At 65.5% G+C, this 20,875-nt stretch carries 19 protein-coding genes; 10 read left to right on the top strand and 9 right to left on the bottom strand.

Annotation, left to right across the window (positions count from 1 at the left end; genetic code table 11):
• The first annotated feature begins 96 nt into the window (after nucleotides 1-96).
• On the top strand, nucleotides 97-1,389 hold the full coding sequence (locus C4S70_RS01450; protein WP_104006321.1) for an O-acetylhomoserine aminocarboxypropyltransferase/cysteine synthase family protein: 1,293 nt from the start codon (nucleotides 97-99) through the stop codon (nucleotides 1,387-1,389).
• Between the two features lie 47 nt (nucleotides 1,390-1,436).
• Here C4S70_RS01450 and C4S70_RS01445 read toward each other — a convergent pair whose 3' ends face one another.
• The 4 genes from C4S70_RS01445 to C4S70_RS01430 form a co-directional block, all read right to left on the bottom strand.
• Nucleotides 1,437-2,282 carry a class I SAM-dependent methyltransferase gene (locus tag C4S70_RS01445; protein WP_104006320.1) on the bottom strand — a complete coding sequence of 282 codons (846 nt, stop codon included), beginning with the start codon at nucleotides 2,280-2,282 and terminating at the stop codon, nucleotides 1,437-1,439.
• 92 nt (nucleotides 2,283-2,374) lie between these two features.
• The gene (locus C4S70_RS01440) at nucleotides 2,375-3,172 is read right to left on the bottom strand and encodes an IclR family transcriptional regulator (protein WP_104006319.1); all 798 of its coding nucleotides are present in this window, start codon (nucleotides 3,170-3,172) and stop codon (nucleotides 2,375-2,377) included.
• A complete protein-coding gene (locus C4S70_RS01435; RefSeq protein ID WP_104006318.1) occupies nucleotides 3,169-5,478 on the bottom strand; it encodes a molybdopterin-dependent oxidoreductase in 2,310 nt (769 codons plus the stop codon). Before C4S70_RS01435 ends, C4S70_RS01440 begins: the two co-directional genes overlap by 4 nt.
• A gap of 194 nt (nucleotides 5,479-5,672) precedes the next feature.
• On the bottom strand, nucleotides 5,673-7,103 hold the full coding sequence (locus tag C4S70_RS01430) for a Glu/Leu/Phe/Val family dehydrogenase (protein ID WP_104006317.1): 1,431 nt from the start codon (nucleotides 7,101-7,103) through the stop codon (nucleotides 5,673-5,675).
• Nucleotides 7,104-7,515: 412 nt separating this feature from the next.
• Here C4S70_RS01430 and C4S70_RS01425 point away from each other — a divergent pair, with 412 nt between their 5' ends.
• From C4S70_RS01425 to C4S70_RS01415, 3 genes are read left to right on the top strand one after another with little or no spacing between them, the layout of a single operon-like run.
• Nucleotides 7,516-9,135, top strand: coding sequence for a TadE/TadG family type IV pilus assembly protein (locus tag C4S70_RS01425; RefSeq protein WP_160114833.1), 1,620 nt, complete (start codon nucleotides 7,516-7,518; stop codon nucleotides 9,133-9,135).
• The gene (locus C4S70_RS01420) at nucleotides 9,132-9,665 is read left to right on the top strand and encodes a TadE/TadG family type IV pilus assembly protein (RefSeq protein ID WP_104006315.1); all 534 of its coding nucleotides are present in this window, start codon (nucleotides 9,132-9,134) and stop codon (nucleotides 9,663-9,665) included. The genes C4S70_RS01425 and C4S70_RS01420 overlap by 4 nt, the downstream gene beginning before the upstream one ends.
• Nucleotides 9,666-9,668: 3 nt before the next feature.
• On the top strand, nucleotides 9,669-10,223 hold the full coding sequence (locus C4S70_RS01415; RefSeq protein WP_104006314.1) for a TadE/TadG family type IV pilus assembly protein: 555 nt from the start codon (nucleotides 9,669-9,671) through the stop codon (nucleotides 10,221-10,223).
• Nucleotides 10,224-10,238: 15 nt separating this feature from the next.
• On the opposite strand, the gene C4S70_RS01410 is transcribed toward C4S70_RS01415, so the two are convergent.
• Both C4S70_RS01410 and C4S70_RS01405 read right to left on the bottom strand, forming a co-directional pair.
• The gene (locus C4S70_RS01410) at nucleotides 10,239-11,195 is read right to left on the bottom strand and encodes an NAD(P)-dependent oxidoreductase (protein WP_104006313.1); all 957 of its coding nucleotides are present in this window, start codon (nucleotides 11,193-11,195) and stop codon (nucleotides 10,239-10,241) included.
• Between the two features lie 125 nt (nucleotides 11,196-11,320).
• Nucleotides 11,321-11,803, bottom strand: a complete 483-nt coding sequence (locus C4S70_RS01405) for an Lrp/AsnC family transcriptional regulator (RefSeq protein ID WP_104006312.1) — start codon at nucleotides 11,801-11,803, stop codon at nucleotides 11,321-11,323.
• 147 nt (nucleotides 11,804-11,950) lie between these two features.
• On the opposite strand from C4S70_RS01405, the gene C4S70_RS01400 reads away from it, so the two are divergent.
• The 6 genes from C4S70_RS01400 to infC all read left to right on the top strand — a co-directional run bounded on the left by C4S70_RS01400 (nucleotide 11,951) and on the right by infC (nucleotide 16,853).
• Nucleotides 11,951-12,277 carry a DUF2849 domain-containing protein gene (locus C4S70_RS01400; RefSeq protein ID WP_104006311.1) on the top strand — a complete coding sequence of 109 codons (327 nt, stop codon included), beginning with the start codon at nucleotides 11,951-11,953 and terminating at the stop codon, nucleotides 12,275-12,277.
• Nucleotides 12,278-12,358: 81 nt separating this feature from the next.
• Entirely contained in the window at nucleotides 12,359-14,023 is a 1,665-nt protein-coding gene (locus tag C4S70_RS01395) for a nitrite/sulfite reductase (RefSeq protein ID WP_104006310.1), read from the top strand.
• A gap of 4 nt (nucleotides 14,024-14,027) precedes the next feature.
• Nucleotides 14,028-14,813 (top strand): phosphoadenylyl-sulfate reductase, encoded by a 786-nt coding sequence (locus C4S70_RS01390; protein ID WP_235003670.1) that lies wholly within the window; start codon nucleotides 14,028-14,030, stop codon nucleotides 14,811-14,813.
• Nucleotides 14,810-15,217, top strand: a complete 408-nt coding sequence (locus tag C4S70_RS01385; protein ID WP_104006308.1) for a DUF934 domain-containing protein — start codon at nucleotides 14,810-14,812, stop codon at nucleotides 15,215-15,217. The genes C4S70_RS01390 and C4S70_RS01385 overlap by 4 nt, the downstream gene beginning before the upstream one ends.
• Nucleotides 15,218-15,287: 70 nt before the next feature.
• Entirely contained in the window at nucleotides 15,288-16,106 is an 819-nt protein-coding gene (locus tag C4S70_RS01380) for a ferredoxin--NADP reductase (RefSeq protein ID WP_104006307.1), read from the top strand.
• 132 nt (nucleotides 16,107-16,238) lie between these two features.
• Nucleotides 16,239-16,853 carry a translation initiation factor IF-3 gene (infC, locus tag C4S70_RS01375; RefSeq protein ID WP_456077570.1) on the top strand — a complete coding sequence of 205 codons (615 nt, stop codon included), beginning with the start codon at nucleotides 16,239-16,241 and terminating at the stop codon, nucleotides 16,851-16,853.
• A gap of 149 nt (nucleotides 16,854-17,002) precedes the next feature.
• Here the strand turns inward: infC and C4S70_RS18600 are convergent, their stop codons facing one another.
• The 3 genes from C4S70_RS18600 to C4S70_RS01360 all read right to left on the bottom strand — a co-directional run bounded on the left by C4S70_RS18600 (nucleotide 17,003) and on the right by C4S70_RS01360 (nucleotide 20,786).
• The gene (locus C4S70_RS18600; protein WP_268807765.1) at nucleotides 17,003-17,281 is read right to left on the bottom strand and encodes a phasin family protein; all 279 of its coding nucleotides are present in this window, start codon (nucleotides 17,279-17,281) and stop codon (nucleotides 17,003-17,005) included.
• 257 nt (nucleotides 17,282-17,538) lie between these two features.
• Nucleotides 17,539-18,324 (bottom strand): FAD binding domain-containing protein, encoded by a 786-nt coding sequence (locus C4S70_RS01365; protein ID WP_104006304.1) that lies wholly within the window; start codon nucleotides 18,322-18,324, stop codon nucleotides 17,539-17,541.
• 98 nt (nucleotides 18,325-18,422) lie between these two features.
• On the bottom strand, nucleotides 18,423-20,786 hold the full coding sequence (locus C4S70_RS01360) for a xanthine dehydrogenase family protein molybdopterin-binding subunit (protein WP_104006303.1): 2,364 nt from the start codon (nucleotides 20,784-20,786) through the stop codon (nucleotides 18,423-18,425).
• Nucleotides 20,787-20,875 lie beyond the last annotated feature (89 nt).

Below are 20,875 nucleotides of genomic sequence, written 5' to 3'. Positions count from 1 at the left end.
CGGCCCAATTTCCCGATTTTCGGCGCGCTCGTTGTGCGGGCGGGATCGGTGTTCTAAACCGTTGCCAACGACATTGCGCATGAGGGAGTGAAATTGATGTCCGACGCACCCGCCTATGGTTTCGACACGCTGCAGATTCACGCCGGCAGCAGGCCCGATCCGGCCACCGGCGCGAGGCAGACCCCGATCTACCAGACCACGGCCTATGTGTTCCGCGATGCCGACCACGCGGCGGCGCTGTTCAACCTGCAGGAGGTGGGCTACATCTATTCCCGCCTGACCAACCCCACCGTCGCGGTGCTGCAGGAACGCATCGCCACGCTCGAGGGCGGCGTCGGCGCGGTCTGCTGTTCCTCGGGCCATGCGGCGCAGATCATGGCGCTGTTCCCGCTGATGCAGCCGGGCACGAACGTGGTCGCCTCGACCCGGCTCTACGGCGGCACGGTGCAGCAGTTTTCCAACACGATCCGCAAGTTCGGCTGGTCGGCCAAGTTCGTCGATTTCGACGACCTCGACGCGGTGCGCGACGCCATCGACGACGACACCCGCGCGATCTTTGGCGAATCCATCGCCAACCCCGGCGGCTATGTCACCGACATTCCCGCGATCGCCGAGGTTGGGAACGCGGCCGGTCTGCCGCTCATCATCGACAACACTTCGGCAACCCCCTACCTGTGCCGCCCGATCGAACAGGGCGCGACGCTGGTGGTTCATTCGACCACGAAATACCTCACCGGCAACGGCACCGTGACCGGCGGCGCGGTGGTGGATTCGGGCAATTTCGACTGGTCGGCCAGCGGAAAGTTCCCCTCGCTCAGCGAACCCGAGCCCGCCTATCACGGGCTGAAGTTCCACGAAACCTTCGGCCCGCTCAGCTATACCTTCTACGGCATCGCCATCGGGCTGCGGGATCTGGGCATGACCATGAACCCGCAGGCCGCGCATTACACGCTGATGGGGATTGAAACTCTCAGCCTGCGGATGCAGCGCCACGTGGAGAACGCGCGCAAGGTGGCCGAGTGGCTGGAGAAAGACCCGCGCGTGGACTACGTGACCTATGCCGGCCTGCCCTCCTCGCCCTGGTATGATCGGGCGCAGCGGCTCTATCCCAAGGGCGCCGGGGCGCTGTTCACCTTTGCTGTCAAGGGCGGATACGAAGCCTGCGTCAAGCTGGTGGACAGCCTCGAACTCTTCAGCCATGTGGCGAACCTCGGCGACACCCGGTCGCTCATCATCCATTCGGCCTCGACCACGCACCGGCAGCTGACCGAAGAACAGCAGATCGCCGCCGGCGCCGCGCCGAACGTGGTGCGCGTGTCGATCGGGATCGAGGATGCCGACGACCTGATCCGCGACCTCGACCAGGCGCTGGCCAAGGCCACGGCCTGACACCTGCGAGAGGTACGAAAGCCGCCCCCCGGGGCGGCTTTTTCGTTTCAAAGCTTGCGCACCCAGATGCTCTGCGCCCGCCCCTCGGCCAGAAAGGGCAAGGCCGCCACCGCGTCGGGCCGTTCGCGCTGAAGATAGTAGCCGGGCCAGAGCATCTCAAAGCCGCCGCCCTGCAGCAGCGCGTGCAGCAGGTATTGTTCGCCCCAGCCGGGGCAGTCGTAAAAGAACCGCTTGGGGTATTCGTAGGGCAGGAACACGTCGTGGACATGGATCACCACGCCCGGCGCGAGCGCGGGGATGATCCGGCAGAACAGATGCGCCACGTCGTTGGAAACCCGAACCTGGTGGCTGGAGTCGATGAACAGGATGTCACCGGGTCCAAGCGCCTCGAACAGCGCGGGATCGACCTGTTCCAATCGCGCCTGTTCGAACCGGTCCACCACATCGGCAATGTCGGCGCGCGGCCATGGGTCGATCGCGGTGATGCGCGTCGCCACCCCCCCGTCGATCACCGCCTGCCGCGTCACGCGGGTCGAGTTCCCGCAACCCACCTCGATCACTCGTTCGGGCGCAAACCGCCGCACCATGAGATAGAGCGCGTCCGCGTCGGGGCTGTCGTAATAGCCGTTGCCGGGGGCATAGCCGGTGTCGTTGCGCGCGGGATCCTTCAGCCGCGCCAGCGCCCCGGCATGGCGGGCATGTTCCTGCACCAGCGGGGCGATGTCGAACCCCTCCATCCCCGGCGACAGGGCATAGGCCGGACGGTCGAGTCCCCCGGCAGCCTCGAAGGCGTGCAGGCGCGCGCGTTCCTCGCGGTCGGGGGCGAGATCGGCCAGCTTGACGTCCAGCTCTTCCAGCAAGCCGTTCAGTTTCGGAAACCTTCTTTTCGCCACGCTGCATCCTTTCGCCGTGCTCCCCGGCCTGAATAGGCACGACCCGCCGGGGGCGCAACCGGGCGCGGGTCCGGGCGCCGCCGGATCGCGCGTCAGGCCTGGCCCAGCGCCTGGGAAACCTCGTCCGCGGCGCGTTTGACCAGCGCGCAGATGCGCGGCTCGTCCCCGTCCTTCAGATTGACCTCGGGCACCGAGACTCCCAGAGCGCCGATCGGCTCGCCGCCCGGCAGTCGGATCGCGGCGCCATAGCTGCGCACGCCTTCGCGGAACTCGCCGGTGTCGATGGCAAAGCCGCGGTCCCGCGTCAGCGCCATTTCGTCGTCCAACGCCTTGATCGAAGTGATGGTGCGATCGGTGTGACGGGTGAGATGGCCGATCATCCGGGCGCGCATCCGGTCATAGCGCGCGGCCAGGATCGCCTTGCCCGTGCCCACGCAGTGCAGCGGCGCGGTGCCCCCGATCGGGTTCCAGGACCGGATCGGCCGGGTGCTTTCGACCTTGTCGATATAGACCACGCTCAGCCCCTCCTGCACCGCCAGATAGATGGTCTCGCCGGTTTCGCGGGCCAGCACTTCCATGGCCGGGGCGGCCAGATCCCGCAGGTTGACATTCTCGACCACCGCCCGGCCCACGCGCCAAGTCTTCAGCGTCGCGCGGTAGAGCTTGTCTTCGGTCGCCTGCACATAGCCCAGCGCGACCAGGGTCTGCAGCAGGCGGAACACGTTGGACTTGGTCAGCCCCAGTTCGCGCGCCAGTTCCGACACCCCCCTGGGCCCCGGCGCCGTTGCGAGCGTCTCGAGGATCAGCAGCCCCTTGGACAGCGTGCTGTCCAGCCGCTGGGGCGGCTTCTGGGGCGGCTTCGCCCCCCGGTTCGCCCGATCCCGGTTCATGCAAACGCGGGCGGTTCATGCGCCATGACGGCGGGCGCGGGGCCGTCGTGGCGGCGGATCTCGACAAAGGCCGACTGCGCCGCCGGGCCCTGGCTCAGCCGCGACGTGCGTAGGTCGTGGGTCAGGACGTTGGGGTTGCCGTGGCGGTCGCGGGCCTGCGGATCGTCGGGGTCCGGGTCATACCAGGCGCCGGTGCGCAGGAACACCACGCCCGGCGCGATGGCGTCGGTCACCCGCGCGCCAGCGAGGCACCGGCCCCGGTCGTTGAACAGTTCGACCACATCGCCATCCGCGATGCCGTGCGCGGCGGCGTCCGCGGGGTGGATGAGAACGGGTTCGCGCCCGGCGATCTTTTGCGACAGGCTGTAGCCGCCATTGTCCATCTGCGAATGCAGCCGCGCCTCGGGTTGCCCCGACAGCAGCGCCAGCGGAAAGCGCCGCGCGGTCCCGTCCGCCACCCCGCGCGGCGGCATCCAGACCGGGTGGCCGGGGCAGTCGTCATAGCCGAACCCCGCGATCACCTCGGAATAAAGCTCAATTTTGCCGCTGGGCGTGGGCAGCGGGTTGGCGTCGGGGTCGGCGCGGAACTCCGACAGGAACACCCGGTCGGGCGCGGGATCGGGCAGTTCGATCGGGCCGCTCGCCATGAAACGGCCCCAGTCCGGCAGGGCGATGCCGTGGCCGGCCGCCGTCTGCACCGTGCGCGCCCACATGTCGCGCAGCCAGTCCTCTTCGCCGCGCCCCTCGGTAAAGGCGTCGCGCGCGCCCAGCCGGTCGGCGAGATCCGAAAAGATCTCGTATTCGGTACGCGCCTGCCCCGGCGGGGCCACCAGCGCCGGCGACGGGATCAGCGCGTTGTCCTGCTTGCCGCAGACGAAATCGCGCCGCTCCTCGGGCGCGGCCACCGGCAGGACGATGTCGGCATGCCGTGCTGTGGCGGTCCAATTGAAATCGTTCACGACCACCGTTTCGGGCCGCTGAAAGGCCGCGCGCAGCCGGTTCAGGTTCTGGTGGTGGTGAAACGGGTTGCCGCCGGCCCACCAGACCATGCGGATATCGGGCAACCGGCGGCGTTCGCCGTTGTAGTCATAGGCCCCGCCGGGGGTCAGTAGCATGTCGCTGACCATCGCCACCGGGATGTAATCCGCGATCGGGTTTTCCCCCTGCGGCAGCGCGCCGGGTCGCAGGATGCGGTCCATCACCCCCACCGAAGCATTCACGCCATAGCCGATCGTATAGCCGCCGCCGGGCAGCCCGATCTGGCCCAGCAGCGCGGCCAGAGCGACCGTCATCCACAGCGGCTGTTCACCCCAGTCGGCCCGTTGCAGCGCCGCTGCGCACGAAATCATCGTGCGTTTACCCGCCATTTCCCGCGCAAGGTCACGGATGCGGTCCGCCGGCACGCCGCATTGCGACTCGGCCCAGTCGGCCGTCTTGGCGACGCCGTCCACCTGCCCGGCCAGATAGGCGGCCACCCGGTCGAAGCCGACCGTATAGCGATCCAGAAAGGCACGGTCGTGCAGCCCTTCGGCGATCAGGGTCTGCGCCAGTCCCATCATCAGCGCAACATCCGTTCCCGGCCGCGGCGCGATCCATTCGGCGTTCAGCACCGGGTCGGCATCGCCCTTCAGCGGGCTGACATTGACGAAGCGCACGCCGTTGGCCGCGCAGTCCCGCAGCGCCCCCTGGATACGGTGTCGGCCCAGACCGCCATCGGACACTTGCGTGTTGCGCAGCGGAAAGCCGCCGAACATCACCACCAGTTCCCCGTGCCGGGCGATATTGGACAACCGCGTCGCCTGTTTCACATGATCGCGGTAGTTGCCCACGACATGCGGCAGCAGGACCAGCGCGGCGTTGTAGCTGTAATTGCCTTCGGACCGGACAAAGCCGCCCACCGCGTTCAGGAACCGCTTGAGCTGGGTCTGGGGGTGGTGGAACCGCCCCGCGCTGCCCCAGCCATAGGAGCCGGCATAAATCGCGCCATTGCCGTGGGCGGCGCGCACCCGGCCAAGTTCCTCGGCCAGCCGGTCGAGCGCGGTGTCCCAGTCGACCTCGACAAACGGCTCGCGCCCCCGCGCGCCATCGGCCGGGCCGGGCCCGTTTTCGAGCCAGCCGACGCGGATGGCCGGCCGCAGGATCCGCGCGCGCCCGCCCAAGCTGCCGGCTATGTTGCCGTTCAGGGCCGAGGGCCAGGGGTCCGCCGGATGTGGCCTGACCTCGACCAGGCGCCCATCACGCAGGACGGGACGGCCAAGCCCCCAATGGTTGCCGGTGCGCAGGGCCGGATCGGGATCAGGCGACATCGAGCGTTCCGCTGGCTGCAACATTCAACCCGCATACTGACACGAAACGCCCGAGCCGTCACCCGCTTTGTGTCCCCGCCCGTGGTCCCGCAAACGACCGGCGGAGTCCGAAGCGCGCTGCGGTCGGTGCCGTGAAACCGGCAGGACGGCGGTCATGCCGCCCTCCAGCCCGGATCAGTCGGCACCCCGCCGGATCACAACCCCTTGGCGCGATAGCTCTTGGCCACGCGGTCGATGGCGACGAGATAGGCCGCCGTGCGCAGATCCTCGACATCGGCGCGGTCGTTCCAGACCTCGCTCATCGACTGGTAGGCAATCCGCATCGTGTCATCCAGCCCCGACCGGACCAGTTCCAGCTCGTCCGCGCCGCGCAGATATTTGCTCTTGAAATCCGGGGTCATCGACCAAGCGTCGCCCAGATAGCGGTCGAGCCTTTCGAGTTCCGCCACCACCAGCTGGTGGCGCGCCTCTTCCTGCCGGCGCTGCATCCGGCCGAACCGGATGTGGCTGAGGTTTTTGACCCATTCGAAATAGGACACGGTCACGCCGCCGGCATTGGCATACATGTCGGGGATGATGACCACGCCCCTGTCGCGCAGGATCTCGTCGGCGCCGGCGGTGACCGGCCCGTTTGCGGCCTCGAGGATCAGTTTGGCCTTGATCCGCTCGGCGTTGGAGAGGTTGATCACCCCCTCCATCGCCGCCGGAATCAGGATGTCGCACTCTTCTTCGAGAACGGCGGCCCCTTCGGCGTGGTGCAGCGCATCCGGATAGCCGGTGACCCCGCCGTGGTGGACGATCCAGTTGCGCACCGCCTCGACATCCAGCCCGTCCTCGTCGAACAGGGCGCCGTCGCGTTCGATGATTCCGGTGATGCGCGCGCCGTCTTCTTCCGACAGGAACTTGGCCGCGTGATAGCCCACGTTGCCCAGCCCCTGCACGATGATCCGCTTGCCATCCAGCGTGCCGGACAAGCCGGCCTTCTTCACGTCATGGGGATGGCGGAAAAACTCCTGCAGCGCGTATTGCACGCCGCGGCCCGTTGCCTCGACCCGCCCGGCGATGCCGCCCGCGTTCAGCGGCTTGCCGGTGACGCAGGCGCGGGCATTGATGTCGGTGGTGTTCATCCGCGCATACTGATCCGCGATCCAGGCCATCTCGCGCTCGCCCGTGCCCATGTCGGGGGCGGGCACGTTCTGGGCGGGGTTGATCAGGTCGCGCTTGGCCAGCTCATAGGCAAAGCGCCGGGTGATCATTTCCAGTTCGTATTCGTCATACTGGCGCGGGTCGATGCACAAGCCCCCCTTGGAGCCGCCGAACGGCGCCTCGACCAGGGCGCATTTGTAGGTCATCAGCGCCGCCAGCGCCTCGACCTCGTCCTGGTTCACCGAAAGCGCATAGCGGATCCCGCCCTTGACCGGCTCCATATGTTCCGAATGGACCGACCGATAGCCGGTGAAGGTCTGGATCTGGCCGCGCAGACGCACGCCGAAGCGCACCGTATAGGTGGCGTTGCAGACCCGTATCTTTTCCTCCAGCCCCGGCGGCAGGTCCATCAGGGCCGCGGCCCTGTTGAACATCAGGTCAACACTTTCGCGAAAGCTGGGTTCCTGTCTCGGCGCCATTGGGGCCCTCCTTGGAAAAACCGAGTCTGCGGCGAGTCGCCGCAGGGGTCTTGTGACCCACCGTAACCCAGTCTTCAACCGGGAAATGCCTAATTTTTGGTCACTTCGAAAACTTTTCCGTTTGCAAGAATTTTTGCATTTCCCGGCTTGCCGTTTTCCGGATGACGAACAGTGGCACTGTGGCGGGAGACTGTTTCCGGAAGGCGGAACAATGTCCCGTTCCAGCTTGATTCTTGCCTCAATCCGGTCACGTTCAGCGCGCATAAGCGTTTTCGGACAAGCACGTTTCACGACCTGTCGGGCCACCCGGCAAGCGAGGTTTACCATGAACGGTTTCAATCATCGCCCCTTGAGCAGGACCGGGATCAGCCGCCATGCCACCGCACGGTCCATTCGCCAGCACCTCGCTGTCATGGCCCGCCGTTTTGCAAGGGACGAGGACGGCGCCCTGCTGATCATGGGCATCTTCGTGTTCCTGATCATCCTGATAACCGCCGGCATCGGCGTGGACCTGATGCGGTTCGAGCGTGATCGCGCTGCACTGCAGAACACGCTGGACCGGGCGGCGCTGGCGGCGGCAGACCTCGACCAGGTCAAGGATCCCGAGGAGGTCGTGCACGACTATCTCGCCAAGGCCGGCATGCTGGATTATCTCAGCAACGTCACGGTGGATCAGGGCTTTGGCTATCGCAGCGTCTCGGCCTCGGCGGAATTCAGCTTTCCCACCCAGTTCATGCACATGTCGGGCGTGGATTCCCTGACCGTCCCGGCCTCGACCACGGCGGAAGAACGTCTGGACAAGCTGGAAGTGTCGATGGTCCTGGACGTGTCGGGCTCGATGGGGTCCCGCAACAGGCTGAAGAACCTCAAGATCGCAGCCAAGGAATTCGTGGACACGGTGATCTCGACCAGCGCGCCGGGTGGCGCCAGCATTTCGATCGTCCCGTTCTCCAGCCAGGTGAATGTCGGCGGCGCGCTGCTGTCCAAGTTCAACGTCACGAACGAGCACAGTTACAACAACTGCGTCGATTTCGACGATGCGGACTATCGGACGACGGCGATCACGGTCACCCAGCGGCTGCAACGGTCGGGCCATTTCGACCCGTGGTCGAGCTATCGCTATGGCACGAAGGCCAATTACCGGGTCTGCCGCACCGATTCCGGGTCAGAGATTTTTCCGGTGTCGAACAACATCAGCGCCCTTCAGAACAAGATCAACCAGCTTTCCGCCAGCGGCAACACCTCGATCGAGATCGGCATGAAGTGGGGCAGCGCCCTGCTGGATCCCGCCGCCCGCCCCGCCATCGGCGACCTGGTGGACGATGGCATCGTGGATGTCGGCTTTGACGGGCGCCCGAACGACTTTTCCGACGGCGGCACGCTCAAGGTCATCGTGCTGATGAGCGACGGCGAGAACACCACCGAATACGTAATGAAGGACGAATACCGCGACGGGCCGACGGACGTCTGGTACGACCCCAAGCGCAAGCGGTTCTCGATCTGGGGCAAGAAAAAGTCCAAGGGCAACAATGGCTGGGGCAATGGCGACCAGTGCGCGCCGGGCAATTCCAGCGACCACAACAACGCCGAAAACGCCGGCGGCGTGGATCCCTGCGTGGACTGGGGCTATTTCTACCCGCACAATCGCAAGTGGCGCGACGCCCCCGCGGGCGGCTCGCGCGCCTATCGGCTGAGCTACCCGCAACTGTGGAACCTGGCCTCGGTATCCGGCCATGCCTACATGCGCTATCAGATGCACTACAAGGCCAGCGACTATTACGACTGGATCGACGTCTATGACGACATCCGGCCCAATTCCAAGAACTGGCGCTCCCATGCCATCTGCGACGCCGCCAAGGACGCCGGGATCGTGGTCTACACGATCAGCTTCGAGGCTCCGTCGAACGGCAAGGCGGTTCTGATGGACTGCGCCAGCTCGGACAGTCACTATTTCGACGTGAAGGGGCTGGAAATCCGCGACGCCTTTGCCGCGATCGCGTCTTCCATCCGCAAACTGAGGCTGACCCAATGAAACGGCTTGGACACCTGCTGCGCCGATTCCGGCGATCCCAGACCGGCGCGGGAACGGTCGAATTCGTTCTCGTCTTTCCGGCGGTCATGACCATCATGTTCTCGGGGATCGAACTGGGGATGGTAACCTTCAAACAGGCCATGCTGGAGCGCGCCATGGACCTGACCGTGCGCGACATCCGGCTGGGGACCGGGCAGGTGATGACCCATGACGACATCCGCGATCAGTTGTGCGCCCGGTCGGCCGTGATCACCGACTGCCAGAATTCACTGCGGCTCGAAATGATCCGGCTGGACCCGCGCAACTGGAACGGCGCTCTGGCCGCCCCCGATTGCATCAACCGCGCCGAAGAACTCTCGCCCGTGCGCAACTTTGTCAACGGCCAGGAAAACGAACTGATGCTGCTGCGCGCCTGCGCCAAGTTCGACCCGATCTTTCCAAGCAGCGGACTGGGCAAGCAACTGTCCGATACCGCCGACGGAGGCTACGCGCTGGTTGCGGTGAGTGTCTTTGTTCAGGAACCGAGGTAAACCATGCCCTACGCTCTGCGCCGCATCCTTTCGGGATATGCCCGCGACGAACGTGGCAGTATCACCGTCGAATTCGTCCTCATCGTCCCGCTTCTGTTCTGGGCGTTCATGGCAAGCTACGTCTTTTTTGACGGCTACCGCCAAAGCGCGCTGAACGTGAAGGCCGCCTACACTGTCGGCGACCTGATCTCGCGCGAGACCGAGGCGATCAACGACACCTATATCGACAGCATGTATGCCCTGTTCCAGACGATGGTGCGCGACCAGGCGCCGGTCGGGCTGCGCATCAGCGTCGTGCGCTATGATGCCGCGAAGGACCGATACTATGTGGACTGGTCGCGGGTCCGGGGGATCTATACCTATCCACGCAACGACAACAATCTCCAGGACATCAAGGCCCGCCTGCCGCAGATGCCGGACGGCGAGCGCGTGATCCTGGTCGAGAGCAGCAATACCTACGAGCCGATCTTCAATGTCGGTTTCGGCAACTTGGACTTGGACAACTTCGTCTTCACGCGCCCCCGTTTTGCTCCGCAAGTGGCTTGGAGCAACGTCTGAGCCGGCGCCAGCCGTCTATTCCGCCGCCGGACGCCGGACGATTACCTCGGCGCCCGGCGCTTCGGCTTCGTCATCGACCATTTTGGCCGGAAATCCCGGTGCGCGAATGTCCAGCCCCGTGGCCTCTTCCAGCCGCTTGATGATGTTGGGCGACAACTCGCGCGGGCCGAACCGGTCTATTCCGTCGCGGAAGATCTCTATCATCAGCGGGTTCAGCTCGAGCGGCACGCCGACCCGGTCGGCGACCTGCTGAAACAGCCCGATATCCTTGGCCACCAGGTCCATGGTGAAGGAAATGTCGCGGCTGCCGTTCAGGATCACCTGACTTTCGGTTTCATGCACGAAGGAATTGCCCGAGGAAATGCGGATCGCCTCGTAGGCCACGTTCAGGTCCATCCCCGCCGCCCTGGACACGGTCAGCGCCTCGGCCAGCGAAACCAGGTTCGCCGTCGCAAGGTAATTGGTCACCACCTTTAGGATGCTCGCACTGCCCAGCGGCCCGGTGTGCAGGATCCGCCGGCCCATCTTGGTCAGGAGCGGCAGGATTCGTTCGAAGGTTTCCCGGTCGCAGCCGGCAAAGATGCTGATATTGCCCGTCGCCGCGCGATGGCAGCCGCCCGACACCGGGCAGTCCACCGCCGCGCCGCCGCGGTCGATCACCTGCGCGCCCAGACGTTTCACCTCGGCCTCGTCGGTGGTGGACATCTCCATCCAGATCTTGCCGGGGCCGACCTCGGGCAGCATCTCGCGCATCACCGCGTCCGACGCCGCGGGGCTGGGCAGGCAGGTGATCACCGCGTCACAGTCGCGCATCATCGCCGACGGGCCTTCGCCCGCCGCCGCGCCGCGCTCGACGAACGCCGCGACCAGATCGGGGTTCAGGTCATGGACGACCAAATCCACCCCGTTGCGCAGCAGGCTGCCCGACAGCTTGCCCCCGACATTTCCCAGACCGACGAATCCGACGCGCATCCGCTCTCTCCCGCATGTGGCTTTGCGCCAGCCTCGCCACCCGCGGTCCGCGCCGTCGCCTTCGTTTGCGACCTGCCCGCGCCGTTTTCGGGACGCGCGCCCCTTCCCCCGTCACTTCCTTTACGTCAGCGCCGGCCCTGCCCGTCCATCAGCGGCAATTCGGTGGTGGACTTGATTTCCTCCATCGACAGCAGGGCGGTGACGTTGTGCACCTTCACCTCGGAAATCAGCGCCTGGTAGAAGGCATCATAGGCCCGCGCGTTGGGCACGCGCACCTTGAGGATATAATCGATGTCCCCCGCCAGCCGGTGCGCCTCCTGCACCTCGGGCCGGTCGCGCAGTGCCTTGAGAAACGCCGCCTGCCAGCCCGCGTCATGTTCGGACGTGCGGATCAGCACGAAGAAACAGGCCTCGAATCCCAGCGCCTCGGGGTCCAGAATCACCGTCTGCCGGCCGATCACCCCGGCCCCGCGCAACTTGCGAATCCGGTTCCATACCGGCGTCTTTGAACTGCCCACGCGGCGGGCGATCTCGTCCAGCGACTGGCTGGCGTCCCGCTGCAGCTCGGTGAGGATTTTCCGATCCATCGCGTCAATGCGCACCGTCATTCCCGATTTTCCCCTTTCGCTGGATCATTCGCCCCGGCCCGCCACCTAAACAAAACGAACGTCCTTATTTCTGCGGATATATGGCCTGGTACCAGAACAATTTCCTATATTCCACCCAAGAGATGAACCGATTTCGGAGCCAGCCCCATGAAACGCGCCTTTACCCCCAAGGTGGTGACCGCCTCGGACCTGTTCGAGGGCGACGTGATCTACCTGACCGCCGACGACCGCTGGTCGCGGCAGCTGGAAGAGGCCGAGGTCATCACCGACGAAGCCCACGCCCAGCTGCGCCTGCTTTTTGCCGAAGCCCAGCAGAATCGCGTGGTCGGCGCCTATCTCGCCGAGGTGGCGATCGGCCCGAACGGCCCCGAGCCCACCCATTTCCGTGAGGAATTCCGCCGCTCCGGCCCGTCCAACTATTTCCACGGAAAACAGCAAGCCCGCCAACAGTCCAGCCAACAGCCCCGGGCCTGACCCCAGGCCGAACCCGCCTCTCCCCCGGCCCGGCTGCCCGAGCCGCCGGCCCGGGGCTGACCCGACGCAAGGATACCGCCCATGTACAGCTATACCGAGTTCGACCGCGACTTCCTGGCCCGCCGCAACGCCCAGTTCCGCGCCCAGGTGGAACGCCGCATCGACGGCTCGCTGACCGAAGAGGAATTTAAGCCGCTGCGGCTGATGAACGGGCTCTACCTGCAGCTGCACGCCTACATGCTGCGCGTGGCGATCCCCTATGGCACCCTGAACCCGGCGCAGATGCGCAAACTGGCCGAGGTCGCCGACCGCTGGGACCGGGGCTATGGCCATTTCACCACGCGCCAGAACCTGCAATACAACTGGCCGCGCCTGCGTGAAGTGCCGGACATGCTGGACGCGCTGGCCGAGGTCGGCCTGCACGCGATCCAGACCAGCGGCAACACGATCCGCAACGTGACCTCGGACCATTTCGCCGGCGCCAGCGCGGACGAGATCGCCGACCCCCGCCCCTATGCCGAGCTGATCCGGCAATGGTCCACCGACCATCCCGAATTCCAGTTCCTGGGGCGCAAGTTCAAGATCGCCGTGACCGGCAGCGCCCAAGACCGCGCCGTCACCCGCGTGAACGATGTCGGGCTGCGGCTGGTGGAACGCGACGGGCAACTGGGTTTCGAGGTGATCGTGGGCGGCGGGCTGGGCCGCACGCCGATGATCGGCAAGGTGCTGCGGGACTTCCTGCCCGAAGCCGATCTGCTGCCCTATCTCGAGGCGGTGCTGACCACCTTCAACCTGATCGGCCGCCGCGACAACAAATACAAGGCGCGGATCAAGATCGCCGTGCATGAACACGGCATCGACGCCATCCGCGACCGGGTGGAACGCCATTTCGCGCTGATCCGCCCCACCTGGTCGGGCGCGGACCGCGACACGCTGGCCCGCATCAAGGCCGACTTCGCCCCGCCCGCCTTCCGCACGCGGTCAACCGCGGCGTTCGACGCGGCCCGTGACGCCGACCCGGTGTTCCGCAGCTGGGCCGACACCAACCTGACCGCGCATCGCCACCCCGAACACGCGATCGTCACCATCAGCCTGAAATCTCACGGCGCCACGCCGGGGGATGCCAGCTCGGACCAGATGCGAGTGATGGCGGATCTGGCCGAGCGCTATTCCTACGGCGAACTGCGCATCAGCCACGAACAGAACGCGATCCTGCCGCATGTGCACAAATCCGACCTGCCCGCGATCCATGCCACGCTGCGCGAAAACGGGCTTGCGACCGCGAATATCGGCCTGATCTCGGACATCATCGCCTGCCCGGGCATGGACTATTGCGCGCTGGCCACGGCGCGCTCGATCCCCGTTGCCCAGAAGATCGCCACCCGCTTCGACGAATTGAAGCTGGAACACGACATCGGCCCGCTCAAGATCAAGATCTCGGGCTGCATCAACGCCTGCGGCCACCACCATGTGGGCCATATCGGCATCCTCGGGCTGGACCGCGCCGGCGTGGAAACCTACCAGATCACGCTGGGCGGCGACGGGACCGAAGAGGCCACTCTGGGCGAACGCACCGGCCCCGGCTTTTCCTACGACGAGATCGTGCCGGCCATCGAACGCATCGTGGAAACCTATCTCGACCTGCGCGAAAGCCCCGCCGAAACCTTCCTGGAAACCTGGCGCAGGCTCGGGGCGGCGCCCTTCAAGGCCGCGCTCTACCCGGAAACCCGCGCCAATGCCGCTTGACGACATGAAAGACCGGCCCCTTCATCTTGCCTCAAATACTCCCGCCGGAGGCGCCTCCGACGCCGCGCAGGCGGCGTTGGAGGACAAGGTTGCCGCGCTCAACGCGCGCTACCGTCACCATGGCGCGACCGAGGTGATGCGCGCCGCCCTGCAAGAGGCCGGCCGCATCGCGCTGGTCTCCAGCTTCGGCGCGGAATCGGTGGTGCTGCTGCACATGGCGGCGGTGATCGACAACACCGTCCCGGTGCTCTTCATCGACACCGAGATGCTGTTTACCGAAACCCTGGTCTACCAGGTCGAGCTCAGCGAACGGCTGGGGCTGAAGAATGTGCGCATCATCCGCGCCGCCGAGGCGGAGATCGCCGCCGCCGACCCCGACGGCACCCTGCACCGGCACAACACCGACGCCTGCTGCGCGCTGCGCAAGACCGTGCCGCTCAACCGGGCGCTCGCGGGGTTCGACGGCTGGATCACCGGCCGCAAGCGGTTCCAGTCCGGCACCCGCGCCGCGCTCGATTTCTTCGAGGTCGAAGAAGGCACCGGCCGGATCAAGATCAATCCGCTGGCCCACTGGGCACCCGAGGACGTCGCCACCTATATGGACGAAAACCGCCTGCCCCGGCACCCGCTGGTGGCGCGCGGCTATCCCTCCATCGGCTGCGCGCCCTGCACCTCGCCGGTGGCGCCGGGCGAAGATCCCCGCTCGGGCCGCTGGCGCGGGCACGACAAGACCGAATGCGGCATCCACCTTGTGAACGGAAAATTCGTGCGAATCGGAGCTGACAGATGACCATTCTCGTGAATGACGGCGGATTCGCCGCCGATGACTGGACCGGCGGCTTTGTCCCGCTGGCTGATGCGGGCCGCGACGCAACGTCACTGGACCTGCCCGCCGACACCGATCCGCTGACCCTGGCCGGCCGGCTGGAGGGCGTGACCATGATCCGCGTGGACTTCCCCGGCTTTGCTGACGGGCGCGGCTTTTCCATCGCGCGCCAGCTGCGCCTGATGGGCTATCGCGGGCGTTTGCGGGCCAAGGGCCACGTTCTGGCCGACCAATACGCGATGGCGCGCCGGTCCGGCTTTGACGAGGTGGAGATCGACGACGCCCTTGCTGCCCGCCAGCCACAGGAGCAGTGGATCGCCCGGGCCGACTGGCGCGCGGGCGACTATCAGGCCCGCCTGCGCGGCTGAGACCCCTTCACCTGACATAAATCAAAGTTTAATCAGAGGTGTCGGTTTATCAGGCCGGCAGACGTGAACAATGACCGAGATGACCGCCGTGACCGAAGCCAAAGCCGTAAAGGCCCAGACTCTGCCCGACGCCCAGACCGTCACCTACGTCAAGCACTGGACGGACCGCCTGTTCTCGTTCCGCGTGACCCGCCCGCGCAGTCTGCGCTTTCGGTCCGGGGAATTCGTCATGATCGGGCTGCTGGGTGACAACGGCAAGCCGATCCTGCGCGCCTATTCCATCGCCTCGCCCGCCTGGGACGACGAGCTGGAATTCTACTCGATCAAGGTGCCGGGCGGGCCGCTGACCTCGCGGCTGCAGCACATCAAGCCGGGCGACCAGGTGATTCTGCGCCCCAAGCCCACCGGCACGCTGGTCCATGACGCGCTGCTGCCGGGCAAGCGGATCTGGTTCTTTGCCACCGGCACCGGCTTCGCCCCCTTCGCTTCGCTGCTGCGCGAACCGGAAACCTACGAGAAATACGACGAGGTGATCATCACCCACACCTGCCGTGAAGTGGCCGACCTCGCCTACGGCAAGTCGATCGTGGAGAGCCTGAAGGACGATCCGCTGATCGGCGAGATGGTGGACGACAAGGTGAAATACTACCCCACCACCACCCGCGAAGAGAGCCCCAAGATGGGCCGGATCACCGATCTTCTGCGCGACGGCACCGTGTTCCGCGATCTCGGGATCGACGGCATCCACCCCGAAACCGACCGTGCCATGGTCTGCGGCAGCCTCGCCTTCAACATGGAACTCAAGGAGATCCTCGAAGGCTATGGCCTGCGCGAAGGCGCGAATTCCGAGCCCGGCGAGTATGTGGTGGAAAAGGCTTTCGTCGGCTGACGGTCGGCGCATCGAACGGCGCCACAAGGGCCGGCCCGCAAGGCGCCGGCCTTTGTGACGCCTGCGGCGAGGTGCCCGGTCCACACCGTTCGTTTTTTAGCGCGGCGCTGCACTTATCCGGCTTGAACCGGCATCGCGGCCAAGATAGATTTCGGCCTCAAAACGCGAACTTGCTGCAACGGAAAAAGGAACGAAACCATAGCCCGCAGACCTCATAACGCGCCGCCGCAAAGAGACACCGGCCCGCGCGTCAACGAAAAGATCCGCGCCCCCGAAATCCGCCTGATCGGCGCCGATGGCGAAAACCTGGGCGTGATGCCGCCTTCGCAGGCGCTCGAGCTTGCCGACGAGGCCGGTCTCGATCTCGTCGAGATCTCGCCCAACGCCAATCCGCCGGTCTGCAAGATCATGGATTTCGGCAAGTTCAAGTATGAACAGCAGAAACGCGAAGCCGAGGCGCGCAAGAAACAGAAGACGATCGAGGTGAAGGAGGTGAAATTCCGCCCCAACACCGACACGCACGACTATCAGGTCAAGATGCGCAACGTCTTCAAGTTTCTGGAAAACGGCGACAAGGTAAAGGTCACCCTGCGTTTTCGCGGTCGGGAAATGGCGCACCAGAACCTGGGCCGCGAACTGCTGGAACGCGTTGCCGAAGACGTCAAGGAAATCGGCCGGGTCGAGAACATGCCCAAGATGGAAGGCCGGCAGATGATCATGATGATCGGCCCCCTGCCGCAAAAGTGATCTGACACCGACCGGCTCTTGCCCGGCGATAGCCCATGCGCCCCTGAGTCGTCCGACTCAGGGGGTTCGTTTTCCGGCCGCTGCGTTCGATCGCGCCGCTGCTTGGCCAGTCCCGACCTGCCACTCCGATCCGCCGCATGGTCGCGGCGTCAAGCGTCCCGAAATGGTTTCAGCGCCGCAGACCCGATTTCAACCATTTTTCCAGTTTCGGCCACATATTGATCGATCGCCTTCTGGATGAATTCGGCCTGAAGTTTCTGTAATTCCTGCGGCGACTTGCACTGCAGGCAGCTGTGCTGAAACCGGACGTCTTCCTTGACGCGATCGGCCATGAATTGCAGGAACTCGCCGCTCATCCGACCGGCGGCCCCGGCCCACTCGGCCCCCAGCCATGACAGCGACGAAATCGCCGCCATCTGCGTCTGCATGATGCTGTGATAGAACGATGGGACCGCGCCGCCGAGGCGTTCGTCGGATGCGTCTGTCTTGCGCTTTCTGGACATTCTACCCTCCCAGGCCACGACAACCGAACAATCGAGACAAGTATGCGAAACAGTTTCGCCTCTCGCAACAAATTTGAGGCCAGGCGCGACATTATCGCCGCAGAATGGATTCTGCCCTATCACCGAACACGAAAACGGGCCGCGCATTGTCGCGCGGCCCGCCCCAGTCTCGGTGCCTCGCCTCAGCCGGCAGCGGCCACGGCCCGTTTCGTCATCACGCCCACCAGATGCGCGCGATACGCCTTGCTGCCATGCAGATCGGCGATCATGCCCTCGGCCGGCACGGCCAGACCCTCCAGCGCCTCGGGCGCGAAATTCGCCGCCAGCGCCGCCTCGGCCTCGGACCAGCGGAAAACGCCGTCCTCGGACGCCCCGGTCACGGCAACGCGAACGCCATCGGCGTATTTCGCCACGAACACGCCCACCAGGGCGAACCGCGAGGCGGGTTGTTCGAACTTCTGATAACTCGCCGCCTCGGGGATCGGGAATTTCACCGCCGTGATGATCTCGCCATCGTTCAGCGCCGTGGTGAACATCCCCTGAAAGAAATCATCCGCCGCGATCTCGCGCGCAATCGTCACCACGGTCGCGCCGCTGGCCAGCACCGCCGCCGGATAATCTGCGGCCGGATCGTTGTTGGCGATCGACCCGCCCAGCGTGCCCCGGTTGCGCACCGCCGGATCGGCGATATTGCCCGCCAGCGCCGCCAGGGCCGGATAGGCACCTGCCTCGGCCGCGACCGTCGCGTGGGTGGTGCCAGCGCCCACGGTCAGCACACCGCCGTCGGCGCGCACGCCCTGCAACGCCTCGATGCCGCTCAGGCTCACCAGTTTCGCAGGCGCGGCCAGCCGCTGCTTCAACGTGGGAATCAGCGTCTGCCCCCCACCCAGAACCTGCGCTTCTTCCGCCGAAAGCGCCGCCACAGCCTCCTCCAGAGTCTTTGGCTTCACGAATTCGAAATTGTACATCTCGTCTCTCCTCCAAGAATCCGGAACCCCTGGGCCCCTTCCTCTTGCTTGAAATATCCCGGGGGTCCGGGGGCTGGCCCCCGGTCCCGCACCTTGCCTCAGCCGTGCATCGCCGCCCAGACGCGCGCCGGCGACACGGGCATGTCGATGTGGTCCACCTTGTAGCCACCCGACTGCAACGCATCGATCACCGCGTTCACCACCGCCGGCGGCGACCCGATCGCGCCAGCCTCGCCGCAGCCCTTCACGCCCAGCGGGTTGTGGGTGCAGGGCGTCTGGCAGGAATGATCGACCTTGTAGAACGGCACGTCGTCGGCTCGCGGCATCGCATAGTCCATATAGGACGCGCTCAGCAACTGGCCGTTCTCGTCATAGACGCAGTTTTCCAGCAACGCCTGTCCGATCCCTTGGCCGATCCCGCCATGCACCTGGCCGTCCACGATCATCGGGTTGATGATGTTGCCGAAATCGTCCGCCGCGGCGAAACTCTCGATCGTCACCTTGCCGGTGTCCGGATCCACCTCGACCTCGCAGGCATAGGCGCCCGAAGGATAGGTAAAGTTCGCCGGATCGTAGAAGGCCGTCTCCTCAAGTCCCGGCTCGATATCCTCCAAGGGATAGTTGTGCGGCACGTAGGCCGCCAGGCACACATCGCCCCAGGCCACCGACTTGTCGGTGCCGGCCACGCTGAACTGACCATCCTTCAGTTCGATGTCGGCCTCGGACGCTTCCAGCAGATGCGCGGCGATCTTCTTGGCCTTGTTGATAATCTTCTCGGTCGCCCGCACCATGGCGGAACCGCCCACCGCGATCGAGCGCGACCCGTAGGTGCCCATGCCCATCGGCGTGTTGGCGGTGTCGCCGTGCACGATCTCGACCATGCTCTCGTCGATACCTATCATCTCGGCGATCACCTGGGGGAAAGAGGTTTCGTGCCCCTGCCCGTGGCTGTGGCTGCCGGTCATCACCACAATGCCGCCAGTGGCGTTCACCCGCACCGTGGCGCTTTCATACAGCCCCGCGCGCGCGCCCAGCTGACCGACCAGGTTCGACGGCGCGATGCCGCAGGCCTCGATATAGCAGTTGATGCCCAGGCCCCGCAGCTTGCCGCGCTTTTCGCTCTCGGCCCGCCGCGCCGGGAAGCCGGCGATGTCGGCGATCTCGATCAGCTTGTCCATCGTGGCGTGATAGTTGCCGGTGTCGTATTCCACCGCGACCGGGGTCGCATAGGGGAATTCGGTGATGAAGTTCTTGCGCCGCAGCTCGATCGGATCCACGCCCAGTTCGCGCGCGGCCTTGTCGATCACGCGCTCCAGCTGGAACGTCGCCTCGGGCCGCCCCGCACCGCGATAGGCGTCCACCGGCACGGTGTTGGTAAACACCGCCTTGACGTTCACATAGATCAGCGGCGTGCGGTAGTTCCCCGCCATCAGCGTGCCATGCAGCCAGGTCGGCACGCTCGGCGCGAAGGTGGACAGATAGGCGCCCATGTTGGCATGGGTCTCGGTGCGGATCGCGGTAAAGTTGTGATCCGCGTCCAGCGCCAGTTCGATCTTGGTGACGTGATCGCGGCCGTGGGCGTCGGTCATGAAGGCCTCGGACCGGGTCGCGGTCCATTTCACCGGCCGCTTGAGCTGCTTGGCGGCGAAGGTGCAGAACGCCTCTTCGGCATAGTGGAAGATCTTCGAGCCGAACCCGCCGCCCACGTCGGGCGCGACCACCCGCAGCTTGTGCTCGGGGATGCCCAGCACGAAGGCCCCCATCAGCAGCCGGATCACATGCGGGTTCTGGCTGGTGGTGTAAAGGGTGCTCTCGTCGGTGGCCGGGTTGTAGTCGCCGATCGCCACGCGCGGCTCCATCGGGTTGGCGACCAGCCGGTTGTTGACCAGCTCCAGCGTGGTCACATGCGCGGCATTCTTGATCGCCTCGTCCACCGCCTCGCGGTTCTCCTCGACAAAGCCCCAGTCATAGCACAGGTTGCTGGTCAGATCGTCATGCACCTTGGGCGCGCCGTCCTCCAGCGCCGCCTTCATGTCCACGACTGCCGGCAACTCCTCGATATCCAGCACGATCGCCTCGGCCGCGTCGCGCGCCTGTTCCGGCGTCTCGGCCACCACCGCGGCGATCGGGTCGCCCACATGGCGCACCTTGCCCTGCGCCAGAACCGGGTGCGCGGGCTCCTGCATCGGCTGACCGAAGCGGTCAGTCACCTGCCAGCCGCAGGGCAGCCCGCCCACGCCCTCGAAATCCGCGCCGGTAAAGATGCGCAGCACGCCGGGCATCTTCTCGGCGTCGCTGGTATCCACCTTGTTGATCTTCCCATGCGCCACGTCCGAGCGCAGGAAATGCACATAGGCCTGACCGTTCAGGTTGATGTCGTCGGTGTAATTCCCGGCCCCGGTCAGGAACCGCAGATCCTCGCGCCGCTTCGGGCTGGCGCCGATACCGTGATCCTTTGGCATGTCTGTATAACCTCCCTTGATGATGCGCCGCTGCCGGCACGCCGGCCGCGCATCCGAATTGAAACCGTGTCAGCCGCCGGCCTTCCGGC

Origin of the sequence: Jhaorihella thermophila (genome assembly GCF_900108275.1) — a bacterium.
Classification (GTDB): Bacteria; Pseudomonadota; Alphaproteobacteria; order Rhodobacterales; family Rhodobacteraceae; genus Jhaorihella; species Jhaorihella thermophila.
The sequence above is the reverse complement of the archived record's forward strand: the minus strand, read 5'-3'. Positions and strand labels throughout refer to the sequence as shown.